The following is a 20,857-nucleotide window of genomic DNA, read 5'->3' as shown; positions in this document are numbered from 1 at the left end:
GATTTCCGTTGGATGTGGCGGGTGGCCGATGATCTAGCCCGGCGATCCACATGGCGGAAGCCGTCATGCGACTGCACGAGAGCCGACGGCGGTACTTATGTCGGCACGGGCACCGTCGAACGGAGATGCACCGGTGAACGTGTGTAGCAAGCGATGAATGACCGGTCGCGGACCGTTGAACGGCGATAGTCGTTGTTCACGCATGGGTGTGGCACGACAGAATAAGAGCGGAGCGCGCGCCGAATGGCTGCCGCGCCGGTTGCTGGTGACGCGATCGTCGATGGGTTTCGCGCATGGCCGGGCGATCGCCGAGCGTGCGGCGGCACATGGCGTGGAGGTCATCCTGCTGCCCGGCGACCGGCTGGCGCTCGATATGCCGGACGATCCGCGCCGTGCCTATGCGGCCGCCAAATCGACGTTGGCCGTCGTGGTCGCGCCGCCGTCCAGGCGGCGGCTCCAGCCGATCGCACCAAGCGCGGACTGGCGCGTCGATCTTGCCGAGGGTTGCCCGGCGCATTGCAGTTATTGCTATCTGGCAGGCTCCCTGAAAGGGGCGCCGATCACGCGCGTCTACGCCAACGTCGATGAGATACTCGACGCGCTCCCGGCTTATCTGGGCGATGGGAGCGTCACGTCGCGAAGTCGCGACCGCGCGCACGAGGGGACGACGTTCGAGGCGTCGTGCTACACCGATCCGCTCGCGCTCGAGCCGATCACCGGCGTGCTGTCGGCGACGATCGCGTGGTTCGGACGGTGGGACGCGCCGGCGCAACTGCGCTTCACCACCAAGTTCGCGGACGTCGCCCCGCTGCTGGACATCGACCATCGACGACGCACCCGGATGCGGGCGTCGATCAACCCGCCGATGTTCGCGCGGTTCGAGGGCGGCACCGCCCCGGTCGCCGCGCGGTTGGCGGCGCTGGGACGGATGGCGGTGGCCGGTTATCCGATAGGCCTGACGATCGCCCCGATCATCGCGGCGGAGGGCTGGCGCGACGCCTATGGCGCGTTGTTGGTGGACGCGGCGGCGATCCTCGCGAAAATCCCCGGGATCGACCTGACGATCGAGCTTATCACCCATCGCTATACCGCCGGATCGAAGGCGGTGCTGGAGAGCTGGTACCCGGGATCGTCGCTGGAGATGGGGCAGGCCAACCGGACCATCAAGCGCACGAAGTTCGGGTCGGAGAAGCACGTCTATGACGCCGTGACGATGCGTGCGATGCGCAGCTTTTTCGAGGAGCGCATCGCGGCGGTGCTGCCCATGGGGCGCATCCTCTACTGGACATGACCGTCTTCTTCACCGGCGATACGCACTTCGGCGATCACCGCACGATCAATATCCAGAAGCGGCCGTTCGCCAGCGTAGCCGAAATGGACACGGTGCTGATCGAGCGCTGGAATGCGACGGTCGCACCGGAGGATGTCGTGTGGCATCTGGGCGACGTCGCACGCCGTGCAGCCGATGTCCCGGCGCTGCTCGCGCGGCTTCACGGGATCAAGCACCTGCTGCGCGGCAACAACGATCCGGACGAGACCGCCGCCGCCACGGGATGGGCGAGCGTGGTAGATTATGCGGAGATCGAGGTGGACGGGCGACGTCTGGTGCTGTGCCATTATCCCTTTCGCAGCTGGAATGGCCAGCACAAGGGGGCGCTGAACCTTCACGGGCACAGCCATGGCCGGTTGAAGCCGATGCCGCGGCAGTTCGACGTCGGCGTCGATGCGCGCGATTTCGCGCCGGTGCGGCTGCAACAATTGCTGCCGCCGGCCTGATGCCGGCGGGTCGTGACGGGTAGGCGGATCGCGAGACTATCAAGTGACCGTCTCGGGCCGCATAGGGGGCCGATGGCCGACCACATCCTCTACAGCTTTCGTCGGTGCCCGTTCGCGATGCGGGCGCGGCTGGCGCTGGCGGTAAGCGGTACCCGCCACGAACTTCGCGAGGTGCGGCTAGCCAGCAAGCCTGCGGCTCTGTTGTCACTATCATCCAAGGGGACGGTGCCGGTCCTCCGAACCGCCGACGGGGCGGTGATCGAGGAAAGCCTCTCGATCATGCGCTGGGCGCTGGAGGAGCATGACCCCGAGGGATGGCGGACGCGCGACGATCCGGCGTTGATCGCCCTGAACGACGGCATGTTCAAGCACCACCTCGACCGGTACAAATACCCGGATCGTCATGGTTCGGAGCCTGTCGGGCATCGCGACCAAGGCGTGCGCTTCCTGCACGATATCGATGCGCGGATCGCGGTGGCGGGCCAGATCTGCGGATCGGCGCGCGGGCTGGCGGACCTCGCGATCATGCCGTTCGTCCGACAGTTCGCCGCGGTCGACCGTGCATGGTTCGAAACCCGACGATTGCCTTCCCTGCAGGCGTGGCTAGCCAACCATCTCGCCTCCGACCTGTTCGAGCGGATCATGCAGCGCGTGGCGCCGTGGTCGCCGGGTGACCCGCCGGTCATCGTCGAAGGCGCGAGCATCAGGTCCGCGCGGGGCTGATCCGGCAGCGCCCCGAACCGCGTCGGAAGACCGCGACCGCTATATCGGTATCGTGATCGAAGGCAGCGCCTCTGTGACGGGTCGGGCCAGTAGATAGCCCTGACACAAGGAAATGCCGAGTTCATGCAGCGTGCGAAGCTCGGCAGCGGTTTCGATGCCTTCGGCGATGCACCGCACGCCAAGCGCGTCGGCCATCTGCAGCACGCCCGCGACGATCGCCTGCCGGGCAGTCGACCCGTCGATCCCGCGGATCAGCGCCATATCCAGCTTCAGCATGTCCGGCCGTAGATCGGCAAGCAATCCCAGCCCGGCGTAACCGGCGCCGAAATCGTCGATCGCGGTCGTGAACCCACGAGCGCGATACGCGTCGACGATGCGCCGCACATGCGCGACGTCGCGCATCCGCTCATCCTCGGTGAACTCGAACATCAGCCGGCCCGGATCGAAGCCCACCCGGCGTGCCGCCGCCAGCGACGCGCGGATACACGCGTCCGGTTCGTAGACGGCGTTCGGCATGAAGTTGATCGACAGCCTGGCCCCGTCGTCGGGCGAAAAGAGCCGCCCGGCCAGCTCGATCGCGGTCACCCGGCACGTCTGGTCGAACTTGTAGATCATGTCGGGCGACACGCCGGACAGCACGTCGCCCGCCGAGCGCCCGTCGATGCCGCGCACCAACGCTTCGTACCCGAACACGCGCCCCGTCCCGATGTCGACGATCGGCTGGAACGCCATGGTGATGTCGATCGGCAGCGGGGCGCCGCTCCGGCAACCCTGGCACACCTCGCTCATCGTCACCGGCTTCGCCCGTGCGACGTCCATGGCCCGTCCCGTAAAGTGTATCACGTCCAGTCTTCCAGTTTACCCATCACGTTGCGCGGCAGGGTGGAGCCGAACGTCAGGGTGACGGGCCGCTCGGCCATCGACAGCCGATCCGCCACCGCACGTTCGATCATGGTGGTGAGTTGCGACCGGTCGCGTTCGACGGCCGGAACGATATAGGCCTTCAGTCGCCCGCTGACGTGCAGCCGCACCGCCGCATCGGCAACTCCTTCCAGCGTGCGCAGCATGTCCGCGACGCGCGTGGGCCAGACGTTGTGGCCGCCGACCTGCACCGCGCCGTCGCGACGCCCGGTCGGACGAATGTCCCGTTCGCCGACGCGTTCGATCCGGTCCGGAAGATCATGGCGCCAGCCACGATCGTCGCCCAACTCCCAGTCGCCGTCGTCCCGCGCCAGTAGCTGCCAACGGGGCAGCAGCCGATACGACCGGGCGGGCACCTCACGCAGGGCGATCCCGCCCGTTTCCGATGAGCCATAGATATCCAGCAGCCGCGCCACCCCGGATGCGAGCAGGTCCGCCGCGAGTGCGTCGTTCAACGGCCCTCCGGAGCTGACCCCGACGAGATCGGTCGGGAAGCCGCGGGTGAGGCTGAGGATGGCTTGCCACTGATCCGGCACCGCGATGACGAGGTCGCCGGGCGCAAGTTCCAGCGACGCGCCGACCGTACGGGTGACGACGGGGATGTCGAGCACGGCGGGCAGCAATGCGGTCCAGATCATGCCGTACAGGTGATGCGCCGGCACCAGCGCCACGACCCGACGCCGTTCGTGAACGTACCCGGCAAGGAACTGCGTCTCTGCCAGGAGATCCGCTAGGGCGTGCGTGCATGGCACGGGCCGACCGGTCGAACCCGATGTCCGGACCGTGACGTGTCCGCCGCCCCGCGCGAACCGGCCCATGATCCAGTCGATCCATGCCCCCACCGTGCGTGGCGGTTCCCGGCCGAGCATCGTGTCGTCCAGCCCGAACGTTTCCGCCAGCGCGCCAAGCGCACCCAATTGTTCAAGCGAGTCCAGTCCCAGCCCATCGTCGCCGATCGCCATGGTTTCGGGCCATTGGTGCGGCAGCGGCAGCGCGGAGCCGCGCACGCGGCGCACCTCCGCCGCGACGACGGCGCAGGCGATCCGCTGGACGGTCGCGCGGGACAGGACCGGGGTCATGCGGCGTGAACCTGCGGACGATACACCTGGTTTCGCCCGGCGCGTTTGGCGGCATAGAGGCGATTGTCGGCCAGCATTATCAAGGCATCTATCGAGCCATCGGCTTCCTCAAGCGTGGCCCAGCCAAGGCTGGCCGTGGCGCGCAACGTGCCCTTCGGGGTTTCGATCTCCACACCGGCAATCGCCGCGCGCATGTGCTCGGCAAGACCGACTGCTTTCTCGCGATCGTGTCGGGGTAGCAGGGCGCCGAATTCCTCCCCGCCCAATCGCGCGAAGATGCCGCGCGCGGGAAGGAGCATGGTGCACGCGTCCACGACCCGGCAAAGCAGGGCGTCGCCCACCGGGTGGCCGTAGGTGTCGTTGACCGCCTTGAAATGATCGAGGTCCAGGACGATCAGCGAAAGCGGTTGCCGCAAGTCCCGCCAGTGCGCCTGTTCGCGCTCCGCGATCTGGCTGAAGTGCCGTCGATTCGATGCGCCCGTCAGGGGATCGCACGTGAGAAGGCGGCGCATGTCTTCGCCCGCGGCGTCACGTCGCGGCACGTCGCGCAGGACGACGGAGAATCCGGTCGGGAACGGCGAGTCCCCGTCGGGACGTGCGACGACGAGGCGCTGGCACCAATAAGGCTGGCCGTTTGCGCGGCTTTGCCATCCCTCCTGAAGATGCCAGCCGTCCCGCCCGGCGATCTCGACCTGCTCCTCCAGTCGCAGGTCGCCACCACCGCCGTCGGTATCGAGGATGTCCGCCAGGTTGCGGCCGATCACCGCCGCGCAGTCGTGACCCGTCTGTCGCGTGAAGCAGGCGTTCGCCGAGGCGATTTCCCCGCTCGGCGTAATCGCCAGCGCCGCATAGTCGCTGGCGCCATCCAGAAGGGTCGCGAACCACGTATCCGCCTGACGCAGTCTTTCCTCCTGCACCACCTGCTGGCTGATGTCGGACAGCGTCACCATCAGGCGATCGGGGCCCAGCTTCACCATCGTACAGGCAAGCACTTGCGGAGCCCGCGTGCGCCGGCCGGAACCGAGATCGACGAAGATGCGGTGGCCGTCACAGATCTTGCCGGTCGCCGGCTTATAGACCGACACCAAACCTCGCATTTCAGGTGCGTGCTGCTCCAGCGCAGCGAACAGATTGCCGGCATCGCGCTGGCCGGCCAGCGGCAACAGGTGCTGCATGGCATGCGGGTTCATCAGCCCGATCTCGCCATCAAGGTCGCACTCGATCAGCCCGACGGGGCATGCATAAAGGAATTCGAGGAGCTGTTCCTCGCTCGACGTGTCGTTCACGATCGCGGTCTCATCGTTCGATGAGAATGTAGCGACGGGCCGCGTCGGGATCGGCCAGCAACCGAAGGCGGACTTTGGTCGGTCGCATCCGCAACGTCAGCACATAAGGTATGATGGCGTCGAGCCGCGGCTCGTCCTCGAACCGTTGTGCGACCATGAAGTTGTTCATGCATTGCGCGACCGCATCGAAGAATGGCACGCCGATGACGGTGGATGGGTCCAGCCCCGACATGCGGGCCTCCGTGGCATTGTAGGTCTGCACGATCGTGTCGGCACCGAAGCCGACAATGCCGAACGGCATCGCGTCGCGCTCCCCGACGCTCATCGCCTCCAGATCGTTAAGAGCAACGTCTTGGAAACCAGCTTCTTTGATCGACACGACCCACTCCTTCGGATGGCCGTTCATGCCCCAGGAGCGTTAAACATCGGCTAAGGACCACCCGCGCGCCGGGCTTCCTCGCCGGAGATCATCGGAATTTTTTCAAGCACTTCGGGCTTATGCCGGGCCTGTCCCGCCGCCGCCGGCGTCCATTCTCGCCTTGCGGAGCGCGCGGGCAAGCTCCTCCACCGAATATGGTTTCTGGAGTACCTCGAAACCCTGGGTCCCGTTCTGCGCCAGCGCGGTGGAATATCCGCTGGTCAGGATCACCGGGAGGCCGGGATGAAGACGGTTCACTTCCCGGCCCAATTCCACCCCCGACATTCCCGGCATCACCACGTCGGAGAAAACGATGTCGAACTGTGCAGCGCCGTTTCCGAGCTTGTCGAGCGCATCACGGGCATTGACGGCGAGAACGGTATCGCAGCCAAGCGCGGCCGCAGCATCCGTCGCGAACTGTCCGACCTCGAAATTGTCCTCAACGATCAAGACGCGGGTGCCCTCGCCGATCGGTGACGCCGCCTGTGTTTCGATCGCCGCGAGGCCGGCTTCGGCCGATGATCTGGGAAGGAAGAGCGTGAAGGTCGCACCGTTGCCGGGGGTGCTTTCGACGATGACTTCCCCGCCGGACTGCTTGGCGAAACCAAACACCTGACTTAGGCCCAGTCCGGTGCCCTGACCGACGGTCTTGGTCGTGAAGAACGGCTCGAAGATGCGGTCGAGATCGTCGGGACGGATGCCAGTCCCGGTGTCCGAGATCGATATCGCGACATAGTCACCGTCGACCGCGGCGTGCCGCCGAATGGCAGGCATGCCGTCGACGGCATGAACGCGGATGACGAGCTCGCCCGCGCCGTTCATCGCGTCGCGGGCATTCACCGCCATGTTGATCAATGCGGTGTCGAACTGGCTGGGATCGGCGTTCACGGGGCAGGGCTCATCTGCTGCGTCGATCCGGACCTCGACCTGCGATCCGGTAAGGGTGCGCAGCATGTCGTCCAGATTGGTGACGCTTTTACCCGCATCGAACACGACGGGCTTCAGGGTCTGGCGGCGCGCGAACGCCAGAAGCTGACTGGTCAGCCGCGAGGCTCGTTCCGAGGTGGCGGCGATCGCGTCGATGTAGCGACTGCGGCGCTCCTCGGTCAGCCCCGGGCGACGCAGCAAGTCCACGGAGCCGCGGATCACCGTCAGCAGATTGTTGAAGTCGTGCGCGACACCGCCGGTAAGCTGGCCGACCGCCTCGACCTTCTGCGCCTGACGAAGTTGTTCTTCGGCCTGGCGAAGCGCCTCGGCCGCTTCCTTGGCGGCGGTTACGTCGCGTCCGGTCGCGTAGGTCACGTCGTCCGCGGGTGCCGCCACCCACGAAATCGTCCGGAGCGAGCCGTCCTTGTGCCTGTAGCGGTTCTCGATCGCCGGCTGCCCCCCCGTCACCAGCAGGTGGAGTGCTTCCTCCGTCCTGGCATGATGCTCGGGAATGATGAATTCGTTGACGTGATGCCCGATCAGATCATCGGGTTCGTAGCCGAGGATCGTCGTCCAGGCCGGATTGACCTTCCTGAATATGCCGTCGAACCCGATCGCCACCAGCAGATCGGGGGACGTTTCCCAAAGCCTGTCGCGTTCGGCCGTGCGCATCGTCACGTCGATCGCCAGTTGTTCGTTGCGGGTCTGAAGCTCGGTTTCCAGCCGCTTCCGCTCGGTCATGTCGGCGGCCGCACCGAACCATTCGGTGATCTCGCCATCGTCGTCGAACAGCGGCGTGGCGCGGGAAAGCGTCCAGCCGACGGTGCCATCGGCGCGATTGACGCGATGTTCCAGGTTGAACAGCGATTTCGACATCAGCGCGTCGCGGATAGCTGCCGACACCTTCGGCCGTTCGTCTGCGGGGATATATTCCGTCAGCCAGTTCGGGTTGGCGGTCCGCGTGTCGGCAAGGAACGAGCCGCCCGACAGCTGGCGCATCTCACGCCAATCCGCGCTCATCGAATAGAGTACCTCTGACGAGGCCCCGACCAATGCTCCGAGCCGCGCCTCGCTGTTCTGGAATGCGGCGATTTCGCGCTCCAGTTGCATGTTGCTCTCGTTCAGCATCCGCTCGGCCGTGACGCGGCGGGTCGTCTCGGTGACGACGAGGAAGATCCCCGCGATCTGCCCATCGTCATCCCACAGCGGACTGTGACAATGCGTGAAATACGCGTCTTCGCGGGTGCCGGTGCGATCGGGCGTGTATCGCGCATCCTCGACGAAATAGGAGCCGCCCGCCAGCACCTTGTCGAAGATCGGAGCAAGCTGGTCCCACATCTCGGACCAATATTCGCGCGCCGGCCGCCCCAGATTGCCGGGATGTTTGTGGCCGAGGCTGGGCGCATAGGCATCGTTGTAGAAGGTGACGAGCGCGGGACCCCAATGGATCATCATCGGGAATTCGGACCCAAGGACGAGCCGCACGACGGTTCGCAGCGCAAGCGGCCAGCTTTCGACCGGCCCGAGCGGGTTGCGCGTCCAGTCGGTCGCCCGAAGCACCCCACCGGCTTCACCGCCGCCATGAAGGCAAGATTGCTGATTGTGCATGTCAGGTGCTGACAACTTGAAGATTGATGACCTCCGCAATAGCTAGCGGCTTGAGATCGCAAGCGAAAGGCTCAGGCATCGCCCTCGGCTCGCGGGGGCGGCGGCAGAGCGGTTTCATCGAGCGAGGTGCTCCACGCCGCAGGGGGCAAACGGCACCGGGCCGTTTACCGTCGCTTCTTCGCGGTGGTGGCGGTGAAATCGGGATCCTTGTTCGCTACCCAGTCGACGAACTTGCGCACGTCGGGATGAGCCAGCAGCGCTTCGACATCCATGCCGTGTCGCTGCAGTTCGGAGTTGGTGAAATTGGCCATCAGCGTTTGCTGGCAGATCGGATGCATGGGAACGACGTCACGACCGCCCCGGCTTTTCGGGACGGGATGGTGCCAGACGGTGGTCTTGCCGACGGGTCGCCCGCAAAGCCAGCAGGTCACCACTTCCGCTGGTTTCTCGTCGTGATCCGCCGCCGGATCGGGATCGTGTCTCGAATGTCTGCGCGCCATGTTTCTGTCCGTCAGATTCGTGTCGTAAGTCGATACCCCTGCAAGGGGGCGTCACCCCTGATAGCGTAAGGTGTTGCCGAACCCGTCATTGGTCCTGGCCATCTTCGCGATCCTGCGGAGATGGGCGCGCACCGCCCGTTCGAACCGCCTGTCGTCGTGAATTCCCGTGGTGGGATATTCATCCTTGACGAGCAACGTCTTGAGATAAGCCGCAAATGCAGACCGATCCGCGGCATCCGCGCCGGTCAGCAAGGCACGGCAGACCCATTCCTCCGCAGCGGCCGTGTCATAGTCGTCGCGCGCCTCATACCCGCGCCTGTCTGCGGTTGCCTGGTCGAGCCGTGCTGCCTGAAGCCGACTCTCAAGCCATCGGCGGACAAGCTCGCCGTCCCATATATTCGAAACGCTCATCTGCTTTCCCGTGCTGTCGCCCGCCGACGTAGCGCAATGACGCCGATCTGAACACGGGTCCGGCGGCAGTGTGGTAGCGGACCGCCGAGCTGCCGGATCGCCCGGCGCCGCCTCACCACAAGCGTGATGAGGCGGCTGGCCCGTCGGTCCGCGTTCGGCCGGTCTAGAAGTCGAGACGAACCATCGCGGAGACGGTACGTCCGTTAAGCGGCCGCGCGCGCAGAATAGTCGATGCGGGGATCGCGGCCTCGTCGAAGGTCGTGATCGCCAGCGTGTCGAACAGGTTGTTGGCGTTGACACCAAGCATCAGTCGCGATGCCAGCTGCACCTGCAAGAAGGCATTGGTGGTGACGAAGCCGGGCGCCTTCAGGATGTTGGTGTCCTGCGCGTAGCTGCCGGTCGTGCCGATGAAGACCGCGCCCATGCTGAAGCGGTCGGTGGTGACCTGCGGCGTCGCCTGGAAGATCAGCTTCGCCTGGTGACGCGGCGTGTTGCCGACCACCGCCGGATTGACCGCGTCGCGCGTGATCTCCGCATCGGTATAGGTCGCCCCCGCCGTCAGCGAGAACGGGCCACGCCGCACGCCGCCCTCGAACTCCAGACCGGTCGCACGATAATCGCGCTGGATGATCTGGCTGGTGACGACGTCGACGTTGGTGTCCTGCGCCTTCGCCCAGAAGCCGGTCAGGTTCAGCGTCAGACCGGCGTTACGATATTTGATTCCGAGTTCGGCCTGCTTGACCGGATCGTAGGCGGCGCTGCGGGTGGTGAGGCTGCCGTCCGCGATGTCGACGATCGGGCTGAACAGGATACGGTCCGCGTTGGCGCGCGCGCCACGACTATAACGGGCGAAGACCGCCAGCGGCTCGGCGATACGGAAGTTGATGCCGCTCGAATAGGAAAGGTAGCGATAGCTGTAGTCGACCGGAGCGGGCGCGGTCAGAGGTGTCACCCCGACGCGCGTCTCCGGCGCGGAGATCACGCCATCGCCGTCGATGTCGCGTGTGACGGTGCCGACGCGCCCGCCCCCCAGGTCCGATCCGAACACCTGCCCCCTGGCGGTGCCGAAGTCGTACCGCACGCTGGCGCCGATCGCGACGCGACCGATGTGGTAATTGGCCGAGGCGAACGGCGCGTTGACCGAATATTCCACATCGACGCTGCGGCGGCGCGTGCCACCGGCCAGTGCGAGGTTGTAGGCATAGACGCCGTTTTGCGTCAGTGCGCGCCCACCCGCCGTCGTCACGTCGATCAACGCCGCCCGACCGTCGCCGCGGACGTCCGACACCATGGTCGACCACAAGGCATCGCGGGCGATCGATTGCCGTGCGGCATAGAAGCCGGCGGTGGTGGTCAGATCACCTTCGCCCACTTCCCACACGCGGCTGGCACGAACGTCATTGGTGACGTTGCGCATCGATTTGACACGCAGATCGAGGATGTTGAGCGCGGCGAGCAGGCCGTTGCCGTTCAGCGCCGCCGGATCGGTGATCGCCTGTCCCACAAGCGGCCCGTTGGCATAGGCAAGCCGCGCCCCGGCACCCCCCAGCTGTGCCGCCGCCTGCGACGCGGGCAGGAAGGCGGAGGTGAACGGCGTCACGAAGGCGGCGGAGATGCCGGAAAAGCGGAAACGCTCGGTCACGGTCCAGCCGGCGACATCGACCTGGCTCTCAAGGCCGATCGACTTGGCCTTGGTCGTAATCCCTTCGGCAAGGTCGTGGACGACAGGGTTGTTGTTGCCGTCGAGGACCAGGTTGCTGCGGATGTTGCGCGACAGCAGCATGTCGCGCGTGGCATCGAAACCGGCCACCTCGCGTACCTTCGGCGCCGAATTGGTGCCCGTCGCGCGCACGGGCACGGTATCGTAAAACGGTGAGCGATCGTCGAGATACTTGCCGTACACGCGGATATAGCCGCCGCTGAACGTCTTGGTGACGTTCAACTTGACCTGCCCGCCGCGCTGCGCGTCGTAACCGGTGCGCCGCGGACCCTCGCCCTGGCGGAAAAAGCCACCGAGATGGAAGCGCGCGGTGTCACCCAGCTTGCCGCCCACATCGAAATCGGCGCGATACTGATCGTAATCCAGCCCGCTGGTCAGCGCGATCGCGCCACCTTCCTTCTCCCCGGTCTTCGAAATAAAGTTGATGAGCCCGCCCGGCGAGTTGGACGCGAACGTGGAGGCGGAACCACCACGGATCACCTCGACCTGCGACAGGTTCAGGTCGGCGCGGATCAGGCTGTCTGGGCCAAGCCCTTGAATATCGCCGAATTCGAGAACGGGCAGCCCGTCTTCCTGCAACTGCACGAACTTGATGCCCGAAGAGGCCAGCGGCAGGCCGCGGATCGAGACGCTCGCCAACCCTTCGCCGGTCGCCGCCTCCGAGCGGATACCGGGAACGTCGCGCAGCAGATCGCCGATCGATCGCGGCGCCAGCTTCGTGATGTCGCTTTCCTTCAGGCTGCTGGTCGACGTCGCGCTGTCCAGCCGGTCGCGCCCCTTTGCGACGCCCGTCGTCACGGTATCCGACGACGCGGTGTCACCGGATGGATTCTGCGGAATAGCCGTGTCGATGGCAACAGGCGAAATGGCCACCGACGATGCGGCGGCGGCGAGAAATAGCGGAGTCACGTGGAACCTCGAACCTGTCTGACTTGAGAGCCGGGCGCCTAGGTGCAAACGATTAAAATTTATGTATTTTCTGGCGGCCGCTTTACGTCGGTGCCGTGGCGAGGTTCGGCGGTCGGAGCGTTCCGCCGCGAACAGCGATCTTCGGCCGGGGCGGGGCGACGCCGGGGACTGTGCCTCGCCAGGATCGGCGTGCTAGAGTTGCGCGCATGTCGAAGTCACGAAGCAATGCCGGTACCGTCGATGTCGATGGCATCACATATGATTGGCACCTCCAGCGCGAGCCGCATCTGTCCGATGACGAGGGTTGGAAGGGAATGACGATTTCGCTTTCGCAGCACGATGCGCAGCGCGAAGCATGGCTGGAGTTTCCGCCACCCAAGCGGCTGTTGAAGGGGCTGCCACGCGGTCGCCTGCAGCTTGATGGCGCGACCATCTCACGATGCGTGCGCGCCGCCTTGTCGGCGGGCTGGGCGCCGATGTCCCGCGGCAAGCCAGTGGTGGTCGTGGTCGACGCCCAAGGGAATTGAGACCGCCGGAGCGGATGCGATTGGCTCCACATTCGCCGCATGGCGCAGGCGGGCGTTCGACGGGAATCTCCCTTGCCAACGGACGCGGGCGAGGCCAGCCTGACCTCCAAGATGGTGAAACCGGTTATATCAGACGAATATGCACGCGGGCGGAGGGATGGACTGCGGCTCGCGGTATCGATCCTCGAGGCGGAAGAGGCCAAGTGGGAGGCTTTGCTCGGCGAAAGCCCGTCATGGCGGACCAACGCCATACGCGTGATCCGGCACAAGGCTTATCAGGTGGCCCGCAAGCGCGTGCAGACCTTGCTGAACCGCTTCATACCCGCGACCGAAACCGCGTTGCCGAACGAGGTCGCGCTGATGATCGATCAAGCGGGTTTGTAGGCTTACCCCGTGGAACGGCACAGAACCACGCGGTCGCGGTGCCACCTGCGTGGCGTACCTTGTCCGCGGCAGGCGCGTCGTCACGTGTATTCGCATGACGTCGCGCCTTCGGCAGCGGAACCGAGATTTCCCTGCGACCTGGTCAGGCCAGCTTCAAGCCTTCCTTGTTCATCGCCGTGGTTACATGCTTGTTCTGATCGTCCGTTAGCTTGGTTCGCAGGCGGGGAAAGAGATCGTTTTCCTCCTCCTGCATATGGCTCTCTATCAGGCGGCGGAACTCTTTCAGCTTCGGCAGCCAGGCGGGGTCGGATTTGTCCATCTCGGTAAGATCGAAGAAATATTGCTTCACATAGCCATGTTCATGATTGAGATGGTCTGCAGCTTCGGTTAGCCCATGATCCCGCATCATCGTATAAACGACGTTTTCTTCCTGGAACGCGTGCTTCTGAATCGCATGCTTCAATTGCGTCAAAAGAATACCGCGCCTTGCCGTCGCTTCTTTGTCGGTCGCCTCGATAAGGTCGAAGATCTTCAGTGCTGCGGCGTGCTCTGCCGCCAGCGCCTTGTCCCATTGCCCCGCCAGAACTGTCGGCGCCTGTACGGCGACTTTCCGAAACAGATTGATGAGCAGGCCGGCGGTCACGCCGGCACCGACGCCGATCGCCACCGTCCGCTTCGTGTTCCCAGGGCTGACCTCGCGTACCGTCGTCATCATGAGCTCTCCCGATTTTCGGCAGTAACGATCGCCGTCAAGGCACTGTTCCGTAGTCAGATAAAGGAAGCGGCGTTCCCAGCAGACGTCTGCTGCAAACAGCTGGCAGGTTTTGACGGTCCGAAGCTATGATCACCGATACCAAGTCACCGTTTATCGTAACGGGGATCAACAACCCGACTTGCTATCCGAAGATAAGAAGTGTCCGATCGCCATCGAACGGCCAACTTTCGTCATGATCGGCATCAATAAAGCGCGACTGTCGTGTCGGCTTGCCGCTTTCGTGATGGTGACCGCACCGGATGTTCATTAGGTCGCGCCGGTGCATGTCCCAACAGGTTCGCTCGCTCCGATGAAGGCGCATATCCGCCTGGCGCCGAATGCTCCGTACTTCGTGATGGACGGGGCACGCCCCTGGACGCCGATCGGCCACAATGACGCGATCACCTGGCCGCACCTCGCGCCGCTGTTCCGGCGTCGAGATCCCGCGGCCGTCGAACGGCACCTGCTGGATCTTCGGGCGCATGGCGTCACCTGTATCCGGCTGATGCTGGAATATTGCCATCGCGAGCATCGCTATTTCGAGCGTCCGGCGGGTCGGTTCGTGCCCAACATGGTACAGCTGTGGGACGACCTGTTCGTCCTGCTGGAGCGAACCGGATTGCGTGTCCTGCTCACGCCATACGACACCTTCTTCATGTGGATCAGGTGGGGTAGTCATCCCTATGCGCAAGCGGGCGGCGGGGGGCTTGCCAATCGCGACGGCTGGTTGACCAGCCCGGACATGCGGCAGGCGATCAAGAACCGGCTGGCATTCGCCAGCGACCGCTGGGGCGGCAGCCCGGCGCTGTTCGCCTGGGATCTGTGGAACGAGATCCACCCGGCGCATGGCGGGAACGATCCGGCGACCGTCGCCCCGTTCATCGACGATGTATCCACGTGGCTGCGGGCGCGGGAGCGGGCGCGACGGGGCTATGCCAATCTTCAGACGGTTTCGATTTTCGGCCCCGAACTGGTCCGTCATCCCGCACTGGTCGATCCGGTATTTCGCCACCCGACGCTCGATTTTGCCAACACCCACCTTTACGAACACGGCACGATCGACGACCCGCGCGATACTGTCGCCCCGGCGCTTGCCGCCGCGCGTTTGATGCGCGAGGCGGTGATCGCGGCGGGCCCCGACCGGCCGGTCTTCGATTCCGAGCACGGGCCGATCCACAGCTTCAAGGACCGCAAGCGCACCTTGCCGAGCGCGGTCGACGACGAATATTTCCGGCACATTCAATGGGCGCACATCGCCAGCGGCGGGGCGGGGGGCGGCATGCGGTGGCCCAACCGGCACCCGCACGTGCTGACGCCGGGGATGCACCAGGCGCAGCGCGCGCTGGCGGACTTCCTGCCGCTGATCGATTGGTCGACGTTCCGGCGCCGCAACCTGACGGCGGAGCTGACCTGCGACGACCCCGGCGTGGCGATGGTCGGCTGCGGCGACGAACGGCAGGCGCTCGTCTGGCTGGTGCCGACCGACGCGCTGTCCGACGCCGGGACGCTGCTTGCGCGTGAAGCAGCGAACGCCACCGTCCTGCGTGTGCCGGGACTGGCGGACGGACGCTATACGATCGTCACCTATGACACGCGGGCCGGGGCGATCCTTGCGCGGGGAGCCGGTGTAAGTGCCAACGGAGTGCTCGCGGCCCCGCTCGACCCCTTGCGCTATGATCTCGCCGTCGCCATCGCTCCGGCGCTATGAGTGCGACCGCAGATGCTACGTTACCGGCGACCGGATGGCGCGAGACCGCTTTATACCCGCCGGTGAAGACGTTTCTGGAGGCGCAGGGCTTCGTCGTCAAAGGCGAGATTTGCGGCTGCGATGCGGTCGGGGTGCGCGACGGCGAGCCGCCGATCCTCGTTATCGCCGAGTTGAAGCTCTCGTTCACGCTCGAACTGGTGTTGCAGGCAGTCGACCGGATGCGCGGGGCCGATACGATCTATCTTGCGATCATCGCCTCGCGCCGGGGGCGCGACCGCGATCCCCGCGTCGTGCGTCTCTGCCGTCTGCTGGGCGTCGGTCTGCTCGCCGTCGATCCTGCCGCAGGCCGCGTCGAGGTGCTTGGCGAACCCATGCCCTACCGGCCGCGTGCTAATCTGCCGATGCGTCGTCGGCTTCTGCTCGAACATGCGCATCGCCGCGGCGATCCGAGTGCCGGCGGCTCCACCCGTCAGCCGATCATGACCGCATACCGCCAGCGTGCGCTCGCCTGTCTGGAGGCCATCGGGGAGGGGACGGCAAGGCCGCGCGACTTGCGCCATCTGGCCGACGATGCGGGCAAGATCCTGCTGCGCAACGTTTATGGCTGGTTCGAACGCGAGCGGCCCGGTCATTATCGCCTGAGCGAGAAGGGGCGGCAACAAGGCACCGCGAGCGACCCGTAATGGATCGGGCACGGAGCCGGATACGCGGCCCGGCCTGGTGCTCGAACTCGCCCGGTCAGATTTGCGAGTAAGGTGTGGGGCTGAGGATCTGGTTGTCGATCCCGGTGGTGATGTCGGGATCGGTCAGGCCCGGGGTGGCGATCAGCTGCCGCCACGCCGGGTCCGTTCCGAACGTGCGCCAGTTTCGTTCCCGCGTCGCGAGATCCGGAAAGGTCAGCATGTAAGTGAGGCTGGGCAAGCGAGGGCCGGTCAGATCCTGCGCGAAGAACACCGGTTTCAACCCCGTGCGACGGAATATCTCGATTTCGCCTCCAGTGTCGAACATGTCGATCTTCGTCGATCCCGCCTTCTCGCTATGGCTGAAATAGGTGCGTAGCTCGAAGATGCGTGTCGAGGTGCCGGCCGACCCGTCCGGAACCTCGACACGCGGGAAGTGCGGAAATCCCCGCATCAGCTTGACGTTCATCGTTGCATAGGCGGGCCCCGCCGGCGTCGCGCCGGAGAACGGCTCGGCGGCCCTCACATAGCTGGGATCGGCGGCGAGCCTTTCAGGCAAGGCGACGAAGTGCGCGATCGAGGGGTGCGGTATGAGGACATGGATGCCGGGGCTGCCCGCACCGATGCTGACCGCGAACGTTCCGATCGGGCCGCAACCTGCACGGCGCGCGGCCGGTATGAGGGCGTTCTTCAAATAAGCGTCCAGCCGTTCCCGCATCGGACCGTTGACCAGCTGGTACGTCCGAAGCTCGAAGATCTCGGGCGTTCCCGCTGCGGCCGGGCGGGCAACCCCGGCCTTGCTGCTTGCGAGCGTCATGCCACCGGCGGTGGCACCCGCGATCAGGGAACGTCGGTCGAACTGGTAAGCCATCATATTCCCGCCAAATTCCGTCACATCGTACGAAGCGCAAGTGGCGAGCCTCGTCAATCCACGTCTTGGTATACGCGAACTCCGCAGCGCCGAATGGCAGTCGCCGGAGCGCCGACGCAAGGGGGAGCGCTGCGTACGGGGATCGTGAACAGGTCAGTCGCGCATGCGGAGCATCGCGGCTGCGGCGCCCGCCTTCGCCCGTGGTGCGAAGGCCATCGTCCAGATCGGTACGGTCGGGAAGAAATAACGGGTGATCGAACCCTCGAACGACGTCATTCCGCGATCCGGTCCACGATCGTACGGATCGCCTCCTGGTCGAGGGGCGCGGCATCGATCGAATTGTGAATGCCGATTCCTTCGACCAGCGCATCGAGCGCTCTCGCCGTCAGCGGGTCGAAGAAGCGTTCGAGCGCGCTGCGGCTGTTGCTCATCCACCGTCGCATCACCGCCGCAACGGGTGGATGGCGCGCGGCAAAGGCATAAAGCTCATAGCTGAGCAGCAGCGTCCGCGGCGTCGCCCATATCGATCCGGCGATGATGGCGACGACAGCCTCCTTGGCGCTGTTCCGGTCAGTCGCTTCGGCCAGGCGGTCCGCGAATGTACACGACGATTGCTCGGCCAGTTGCACGAACGCCGTCGTGACCAGATCGTCGAGCGTCGCGAAATAATAGGTCACCGATCCAAGCGGCACGGCGGCGGCGGCCGCGATCCGCCGATGCGTCGTTCCGGTCACGCCATGCACAGCCACGACGTCGAGGGTCGCGTCGATGATCCTTTGTCGACGGCCGGGGTCGTTTCGCTTCATCGTTTCGTCCGTCATCCCGACTCCGTTGCAAAACGCGTGTACGTTTGTACATACAGCCGTGTCGGCTGCTGGCATGATTATGTCGTAGCGCACGAAGGAGGCGGGGGTCATGCCGGAAGCAACAATGTCACGTCGTACGATCATCGGCGGTGTCGCCGCATTGACGCTGCCATCGGCCGTGCATGGCGAAGCGAAGGCGCACGTCGTGCTGGGTCGCAGGGACGGTGCCTGGCTGAACGGGCCGGGACGCTGGAGCGCGAACGATGCCGGCGACCTGACGCTCGTCACGGATCGTGCCACCGATTTTTGGCGCGAGACGCATTATGGCTTTACCCGCGACAGCGGGCACTTCCTTGGTTTCGCCACTCCAGCGGCTTTTACGGCCCAGCTGCGGATCAGGGGAGATTACCAGCAGCTCTATGACCAGGCCGGCATCATGATCCGGCTGGACGAGCGACGCTGGGTCAAGGCTGGTATCGAACTGTCCGATGGTCGTCCGATGTTGAGCAGCGTGCTGACTGACGGCCGCTCGGACTGGGCAACCAGCCCCTACACCCACGATCCCCGTGACTTCTGGATGCGGGCCACGGTTGCTGGCGGCGTCCTGCGCCTGCAAGTGTCGGCCGACGGCAAGGTGTGGCCACTGGTCCGGCTGGCACCATTTCCGGTTGCGCCCTCCTACCGGGTAGGTCCGATGGCCTGCACGCCGGAGCGTGAAGGGTTGCGTGTCCGCTTCTCCGATCTGCGGATCACGCCGCCGCTCGGCAAAGACCTGCACGATCTGAGCTGACGATGACGAGCGAGAAGGCGAAGATGCTGGCCGGTGAGCCGTATACCGCCGACGATCCCGAACTGATCGCCGATGCGGCCCGTGCCGCGGCATGGATGGCTCGTTACAACCACCCGTCCGAAGTTGCGTCGGCCGATCGCACCCGGCTTCTGCGTGAAGGGCTGGGCGAGGTCGGGCACGCGACGACGGTGCGCGCGCCGTTCTACTGCGATTATGGCTACAACATCCATATCGGCGAGCGCGTGTTCCTTAATTTCGGATGCGTCGTGCTGGATGTGGCGCGGGTCGATATCGGTGCGGGAACCCAGATCGGCCCGGGCGTGCAGATCCTCACCGCCGACCACCCACGTGACGCCGCGTTGCGGGCGCGCCTGCTGGAGTTCGGACGCGCGATCCGGATCGGTTCGAACGTGTGGATCGGCGGCGGCGCGTTGATCCTGCCCGGCGTCACGGTCGGCGACGATGCGATCGTCGGTGCGGGTAGCGTGGTGACCCGCGATGTCGCGGCCGGGCAGACCGTCATGGGCAATCCCGCACGCGCGCGGTGACCGTCAGGCCGCACCATGCGTGTGGTGAGGCCACGGGTGATCGTACGCCATCGTCGGCACCGCGGCGCGAAGCCGCTTGTCCGGAGCGTACGCGCCTCGATCCATGATACGCCTCAGCCTGCCCGTCTGGAGGTGAGCCGAAGCAGGCGCCCTTCCGAGCCATCTTCGAGCAGCCATAAGGCGCCATCCGGACCCGTCATGACCGCGCGTACGCGATTTCCCATGTCCCAGCGTTCTGCCTCGCGGGGAACGATCCCGTCGAATGCGATGCGGATCAGCGCGGTGGAAGCGAGCCCTCCGACAAACGCGGAACCGCGCCACTCCGGAAACATGTTGCCCTGGTAGAAGGTCAGCCCGGCCGGGGCGACGATCGGATCCCAGTAAAGTGCCGGCTCCTGGAACTTCGCCGCGCCTTTGTGGGAAGCGATCTTCGTGTCGTCGTAATTCTTGCCGTATGACACGACCGGCCAGCCGTAATTGCGCCCGGGTTCTATAAGGTTCAGCTCGTCGCCGCCTTGCGGGCCCATTTCGGTTTCCCACAGGCGTCCCTGTCCGTCGAACGCCAGGCCGTAAGGATTGCGATGCCCCGACGTCCAGGTTTCCGCCGGAGTCAGGTTTGGACGGTCGAGCGTTACCTTGCGCCCTGCGGCCTTTGCCGCCGATCCGCTATTCTCCGGCGGGTCGATGACCGTGATCGTAGTGCCGCCGACCTTGGCGGCGCCGGGATTGCCGGGGGCGGGCTTTCCATCGAGGGTGAGCCGCAGGATCTTGCCGAGCGCCTGATCCGGGTCCTGCGCCGGCGTAAAGCGCTGCCGCTCGCCCGAGGTCAGAAAGAGATAGCGGCCATCCGGTGAGAACGCGATGTAGCCGCCGAACTGTCCACCCTTGCCGCGCGGCAACTGTCGCCAGAGCACCTCGACATTCCGTAACGCAGGCTTCGCGTGGTCGATATCCAGCGTCGCACGTGCGAGGGCCAGCCCGTCGCCGTCTTCTCCGGGTTCGGAATAGGTGAGGTAGACCTGCCGGCTTTGCGGGAACGTCGGGGAAGTCGCGACGAACAGCAAGCCACCTTGCCCTTCGAAATGGACGTCCGGCGTGCCGTCGACCCGCACCTTGGCCCCGTCGGAATTGATGAGCCAAAGGCGGCCGGTCTTTTCGGTGACCAGCATCTTGCGGTCGGGCAGAAAGGCGAGCGCCCATGGATTATCGAACGTCGCGACCGGCGTGATCTTGAACGGCCTGGCTGCCGACGGCGTCGTCGAGCCATAATTGATCGGGGCCGCTGCCGGTGTGGTCGATGGCTCCGATGGCGCCTTTGATGAACCACAGCCGGCGAGCGCTGTGAGCACCGTCAAGGTAGCGAGAGGGGAACGAAGCATACGCAGCCTTTCAGGATCGTGCGTCGTCCCTGCCGAAACCCGAACCATCATACCAGCCACTGATTGCTTGATCTTCGACAAGCGCGGGAGCCTCGAACGGCCAAAGGATGGCAGGATCGGGGGAAGCCGCGC

General features: G+C 65.2%; 22 protein-coding genes. 9 read left to right on the top strand and 13 right to left on the bottom strand.

The genetic code is table 11. The features are described from left to right. The first annotated feature begins 208 nt into the window (after positions 1-208). The 3 genes from ASE95_RS01205 to ASE95_RS01195 all read left to right on the top strand — a co-directional run bounded on the left by ASE95_RS01205 (position 209) and on the right by ASE95_RS01195 (position 2,499). Positions 209-1,291 (top strand): SPL family radical SAM protein, encoded by a 1,083-nt coding sequence (locus ASE95_RS01205; protein WP_235528113.1) that lies wholly within the window; start codon positions 209-211, stop codon positions 1,289-1,291. Then, positions 1,288-1,776 carry a metallophosphoesterase family protein gene (locus tag ASE95_RS01200; RefSeq protein WP_056630339.1) on the top strand — a complete coding sequence of 163 codons (489 nt, stop codon included), beginning with the start codon at positions 1,288-1,290 and terminating at the stop codon, positions 1,774-1,776. Before ASE95_RS01205 ends, ASE95_RS01200 begins: the two co-directional genes overlap by 4 nt. A gap of 72 nt (positions 1,777-1,848) precedes the next feature. Beyond that, positions 1,849-2,499: a glutathione S-transferase gene (locus tag ASE95_RS01195; protein WP_056630336.1), complete on the top strand. Its 651-nt coding sequence runs from the start codon at positions 1,849-1,851 to the stop codon at positions 2,497-2,499. Positions 2,500-2,538: 39 nt separating this feature from the next. Here the strand turns inward: ASE95_RS01195 and ASE95_RS01190 are convergent, their stop codons facing one another. The 8 genes from ASE95_RS01190 to ASE95_RS01155 all read right to left on the bottom strand — a co-directional run bounded on the left by ASE95_RS01190 (position 2,539) and on the right by ASE95_RS01155 (position 12,278). Next, positions 2,539-3,318: an EAL domain-containing protein gene (locus ASE95_RS01190; RefSeq protein WP_443025398.1), complete on the bottom strand. Its 780-nt coding sequence runs from the start codon at positions 3,316-3,318 to the stop codon at positions 2,539-2,541. A gap of 20 nt (positions 3,319-3,338) precedes the next feature. After that, positions 3,339-4,499 (bottom strand): AMP-binding protein, encoded by a 1,161-nt coding sequence (locus tag ASE95_RS01185; RefSeq protein WP_056630333.1) that lies wholly within the window; start codon positions 4,497-4,499, stop codon positions 3,339-3,341. Beyond that, on the bottom strand, positions 4,496-5,785 hold the full coding sequence (locus ASE95_RS01180; protein WP_200918713.1) for a sensor domain-containing diguanylate cyclase: 1,290 nt from the start codon (positions 5,783-5,785) through the stop codon (positions 4,496-4,498). The genes ASE95_RS01185 and ASE95_RS01180 overlap by 4 nt, the downstream gene beginning before the upstream one ends. Before the next feature lie 10 nt (positions 5,786-5,795). Next, positions 5,796-6,164 carry a hypothetical protein gene (locus ASE95_RS01175; protein ID WP_056632874.1) on the bottom strand — a complete coding sequence of 123 codons (369 nt, stop codon included), beginning with the start codon at positions 6,162-6,164 and terminating at the stop codon, positions 5,796-5,798. 117 nt (positions 6,165-6,281) lie between these two features. Then, positions 6,282-8,690 carry a hybrid sensor histidine kinase/response regulator gene (locus ASE95_RS01170; protein WP_200918711.1) on the bottom strand — a complete coding sequence of 803 codons (2,409 nt, stop codon included), beginning with the start codon at positions 8,688-8,690 and terminating at the stop codon, positions 6,282-6,284. Between the two features lie 212 nt (positions 8,691-8,902). Then, a complete protein-coding gene (locus ASE95_RS01165) occupies positions 8,903-9,238 on the bottom strand; it encodes a hypothetical protein (RefSeq protein WP_056630325.1) in 336 nt (111 codons plus the stop codon). Positions 9,239-9,289: 51 nt separating this feature from the next. After that, the gene (locus ASE95_RS01160; RefSeq protein WP_056630322.1) at positions 9,290-9,649 is read right to left on the bottom strand and encodes a hypothetical protein; all 360 of its coding nucleotides are present in this window, start codon (positions 9,647-9,649) and stop codon (positions 9,290-9,292) included. Positions 9,650-9,812: 163 nt separating this feature from the next. Beyond that, the gene (locus ASE95_RS01155) at positions 9,813-12,278 is read right to left on the bottom strand and encodes a TonB-dependent receptor domain-containing protein (RefSeq protein ID WP_056630319.1); all 2,466 of its coding nucleotides are present in this window, start codon (positions 12,276-12,278) and stop codon (positions 9,813-9,815) included. A gap of 206 nt (positions 12,279-12,484) precedes the next feature. On the opposite strand from ASE95_RS01155, the gene ASE95_RS01150 reads away from it, so the two are divergent. Next, on the top strand, positions 12,485-12,805 hold the full coding sequence (locus tag ASE95_RS01150; RefSeq protein ID WP_056630316.1) for a hypothetical protein: 321 nt from the start codon (positions 12,485-12,487) through the stop codon (positions 12,803-12,805). Between the two features lie 39 nt (positions 12,806-12,844). After that, entirely contained in the window at positions 12,845-13,189 is a 345-nt protein-coding gene (locus ASE95_RS01145; protein WP_235528112.1) for a hypothetical protein, read from the top strand. Between the two features lie 142 nt (positions 13,190-13,331). Here ASE95_RS01145 and ASE95_RS01140 read toward each other — a convergent pair whose 3' ends face one another. Further along, positions 13,332-13,901: a hemerythrin domain-containing protein gene (locus ASE95_RS01140; protein WP_056632864.1), complete on the bottom strand. Its 570-nt coding sequence runs from the start codon at positions 13,899-13,901 to the stop codon at positions 13,332-13,334. Positions 13,902-14,253: 352 nt separating this feature from the next. Between ASE95_RS01140 and ASE95_RS01135 the strand changes: the two genes are divergently transcribed. Together ASE95_RS01135 and ASE95_RS01130 are read left to right on the top strand one after the other, a co-directional pair. Next, the gene (locus ASE95_RS01135) at positions 14,254-15,651 is read left to right on the top strand and encodes a hypothetical protein (RefSeq protein ID WP_200918709.1); all 1,398 of its coding nucleotides are present in this window, start codon (positions 14,254-14,256) and stop codon (positions 15,649-15,651) included. Positions 15,652-15,782: 131 nt separating this feature from the next. Then, positions 15,783-16,334 carry a DUF2161 family putative PD-(D/E)XK-type phosphodiesterase gene (locus ASE95_RS01130; RefSeq protein WP_200918708.1) on the top strand — a complete coding sequence of 184 codons (552 nt, stop codon included), beginning with the start codon at positions 15,783-15,785 and terminating at the stop codon, positions 16,332-16,334. 55 nt (positions 16,335-16,389) lie between these two features. Here ASE95_RS01130 and ASE95_RS01125 read toward each other — a convergent pair whose 3' ends face one another. From ASE95_RS01125 to ASE95_RS01120, 3 genes are all read right to left on the bottom strand, one after another. Continuing rightward, entirely contained in the window at positions 16,390-17,202 is an 813-nt protein-coding gene (locus tag ASE95_RS01125; protein WP_162234650.1) for an NIPSNAP family protein, read from the bottom strand. Between the two features lie 153 nt (positions 17,203-17,355). Next, on the bottom strand, positions 17,356-17,478 hold the full coding sequence (locus tag ASE95_RS18410; protein ID WP_268795784.1) for a hypothetical protein: 123 nt from the start codon (positions 17,476-17,478) through the stop codon (positions 17,356-17,358). Beyond that, positions 17,475-18,008, bottom strand: a complete 534-nt coding sequence (locus ASE95_RS01120) for a TetR/AcrR family transcriptional regulator (RefSeq protein ID WP_200918707.1) — start codon at positions 18,006-18,008, stop codon at positions 17,475-17,477. The genes ASE95_RS18410 and ASE95_RS01120 overlap by 4 nt, the downstream gene beginning before the upstream one ends. Positions 18,009-18,117: 109 nt before the next feature. Here ASE95_RS01120 and ASE95_RS01115 point away from each other — a divergent pair, with 109 nt between their 5' ends. Together ASE95_RS01115 and ASE95_RS01110 are read left to right on the top strand one after the other, a co-directional pair. Then, entirely contained in the window at positions 18,118-18,798 is a 681-nt protein-coding gene (locus tag ASE95_RS01115; protein ID WP_056630305.1) for a DUF1349 domain-containing protein, read from the top strand. 2 nt (positions 18,799-18,800) lie between these two features. Further along, positions 18,801-19,346: a sugar O-acetyltransferase gene (locus ASE95_RS01110; protein WP_056630301.1), complete on the top strand. Its 546-nt coding sequence runs from the start codon at positions 18,801-18,803 to the stop codon at positions 19,344-19,346. A gap of 113 nt (positions 19,347-19,459) precedes the next feature. Here the strand turns inward: ASE95_RS01110 and ASE95_RS01105 are convergent, their stop codons facing one another. Then, on the bottom strand, positions 19,460-20,806 hold the full coding sequence (locus ASE95_RS01105; protein WP_235528111.1) for a PQQ-dependent sugar dehydrogenase: 1,347 nt from the start codon (positions 20,804-20,806) through the stop codon (positions 19,460-19,462). Positions 20,807-20,857 lie beyond the last annotated feature (51 nt).

The sequence above is a fragment of the Sphingomonas sp. Leaf231 genome (assembly GCF_001421995.1).
In the GTDB taxonomy this organism is placed as follows: Bacteria; Pseudomonadota; Alphaproteobacteria; order Sphingomonadales; family Sphingomonadaceae; genus Sphingomonas.
This window is presented reverse-complemented; position numbering and strand designations above follow the sequence as displayed.

What these genes read in the sequence shown, in the direction of transcription:
- ASE95_RS01125 (WP_162234650.1), bottom strand. Translation starts at nt 17,202, where the DNA reads ATGGCTTACCAGTTCGACCGACGTTCCCTGATCGCGGGTGCCACCGCC.
- ASE95_RS01195 (WP_056630336.1), top strand. Translation starts at nt 1,849, where the DNA reads ATGGCCGACCACATCCTCTACAGCTTTCGTCGGTGCCCGTTCGCGATG.
- ASE95_RS01165 (WP_056630325.1), bottom strand. Translation starts at nt 9,238, where the DNA reads ATGGCGCGCAGACATTCGAGACACGATCCCGATCCGGCGGCGGATCAC.
- ASE95_RS01160 (WP_056630322.1), bottom strand. Translation starts at nt 9,649, where the DNA reads ATGAGCGTTTCGAATATATGGGACGGCGAGCTTGTCCGCCGATGGCTT.
- ASE95_RS01115 (WP_056630305.1), top strand. Translation starts at nt 18,118, where the DNA reads ATGCCGGAAGCAACAATGTCACGTCGTACGATCATCGGCGGTGTCGCC.
- ASE95_RS01200 (WP_056630339.1), top strand. Translation starts at nt 1,288, where the DNA reads ATGACCGTCTTCTTCACCGGCGATACGCACTTCGGCGATCACCGCACG.
- ASE95_RS01120 (WP_200918707.1), bottom strand. Translation starts at nt 18,008, where the DNA reads ATGAAGCGAAACGACCCCGGCCGTCGACAAAGGATCATCGACGCGACC.
- ASE95_RS18410 (WP_268795784.1), bottom strand. Translation starts at nt 17,478, where the DNA reads ATGACGTCGTTCGAGGGTTCGATCACCCGTTATTTCTTCCCGACCGTA.
- ASE95_RS01185 (WP_056630333.1), bottom strand. Translation starts at nt 4,499, where the DNA reads ATGACCCCGGTCCTGTCCCGCGCGACCGTCCAGCGGATCGCCTGCGCC.
- ASE95_RS01110 (WP_056630301.1), top strand. Translation starts at nt 18,801, where the DNA reads ATGACGAGCGAGAAGGCGAAGATGCTGGCCGGTGAGCCGTATACCGCC.
- ASE95_RS01135 (WP_200918709.1), top strand. Translation starts at nt 14,254, where the DNA reads ATGAAGGCGCATATCCGCCTGGCGCCGAATGCTCCGTACTTCGTGATG.
- ASE95_RS01190 (WP_443025398.1), bottom strand. Translation starts at nt 3,318, where the DNA reads ATGGACGTCGCACGGGCGAAGCCGGTGACGATGAGCGAGGTGTGCCAG.
- ASE95_RS01150 (WP_056630316.1), top strand. Translation starts at nt 12,485, where the DNA reads ATGTCGAAGTCACGAAGCAATGCCGGTACCGTCGATGTCGATGGCATC.
- ASE95_RS01140 (WP_056632864.1), bottom strand. Translation starts at nt 13,901, where the DNA reads ATGACGACGGTACGCGAGGTCAGCCCTGGGAACACGAAGCGGACGGTG.
- ASE95_RS01145 (WP_235528112.1), top strand. Translation starts at nt 12,845, where the DNA reads ATGGCGCAGGCGGGCGTTCGACGGGAATCTCCCTTGCCAACGGACGCG.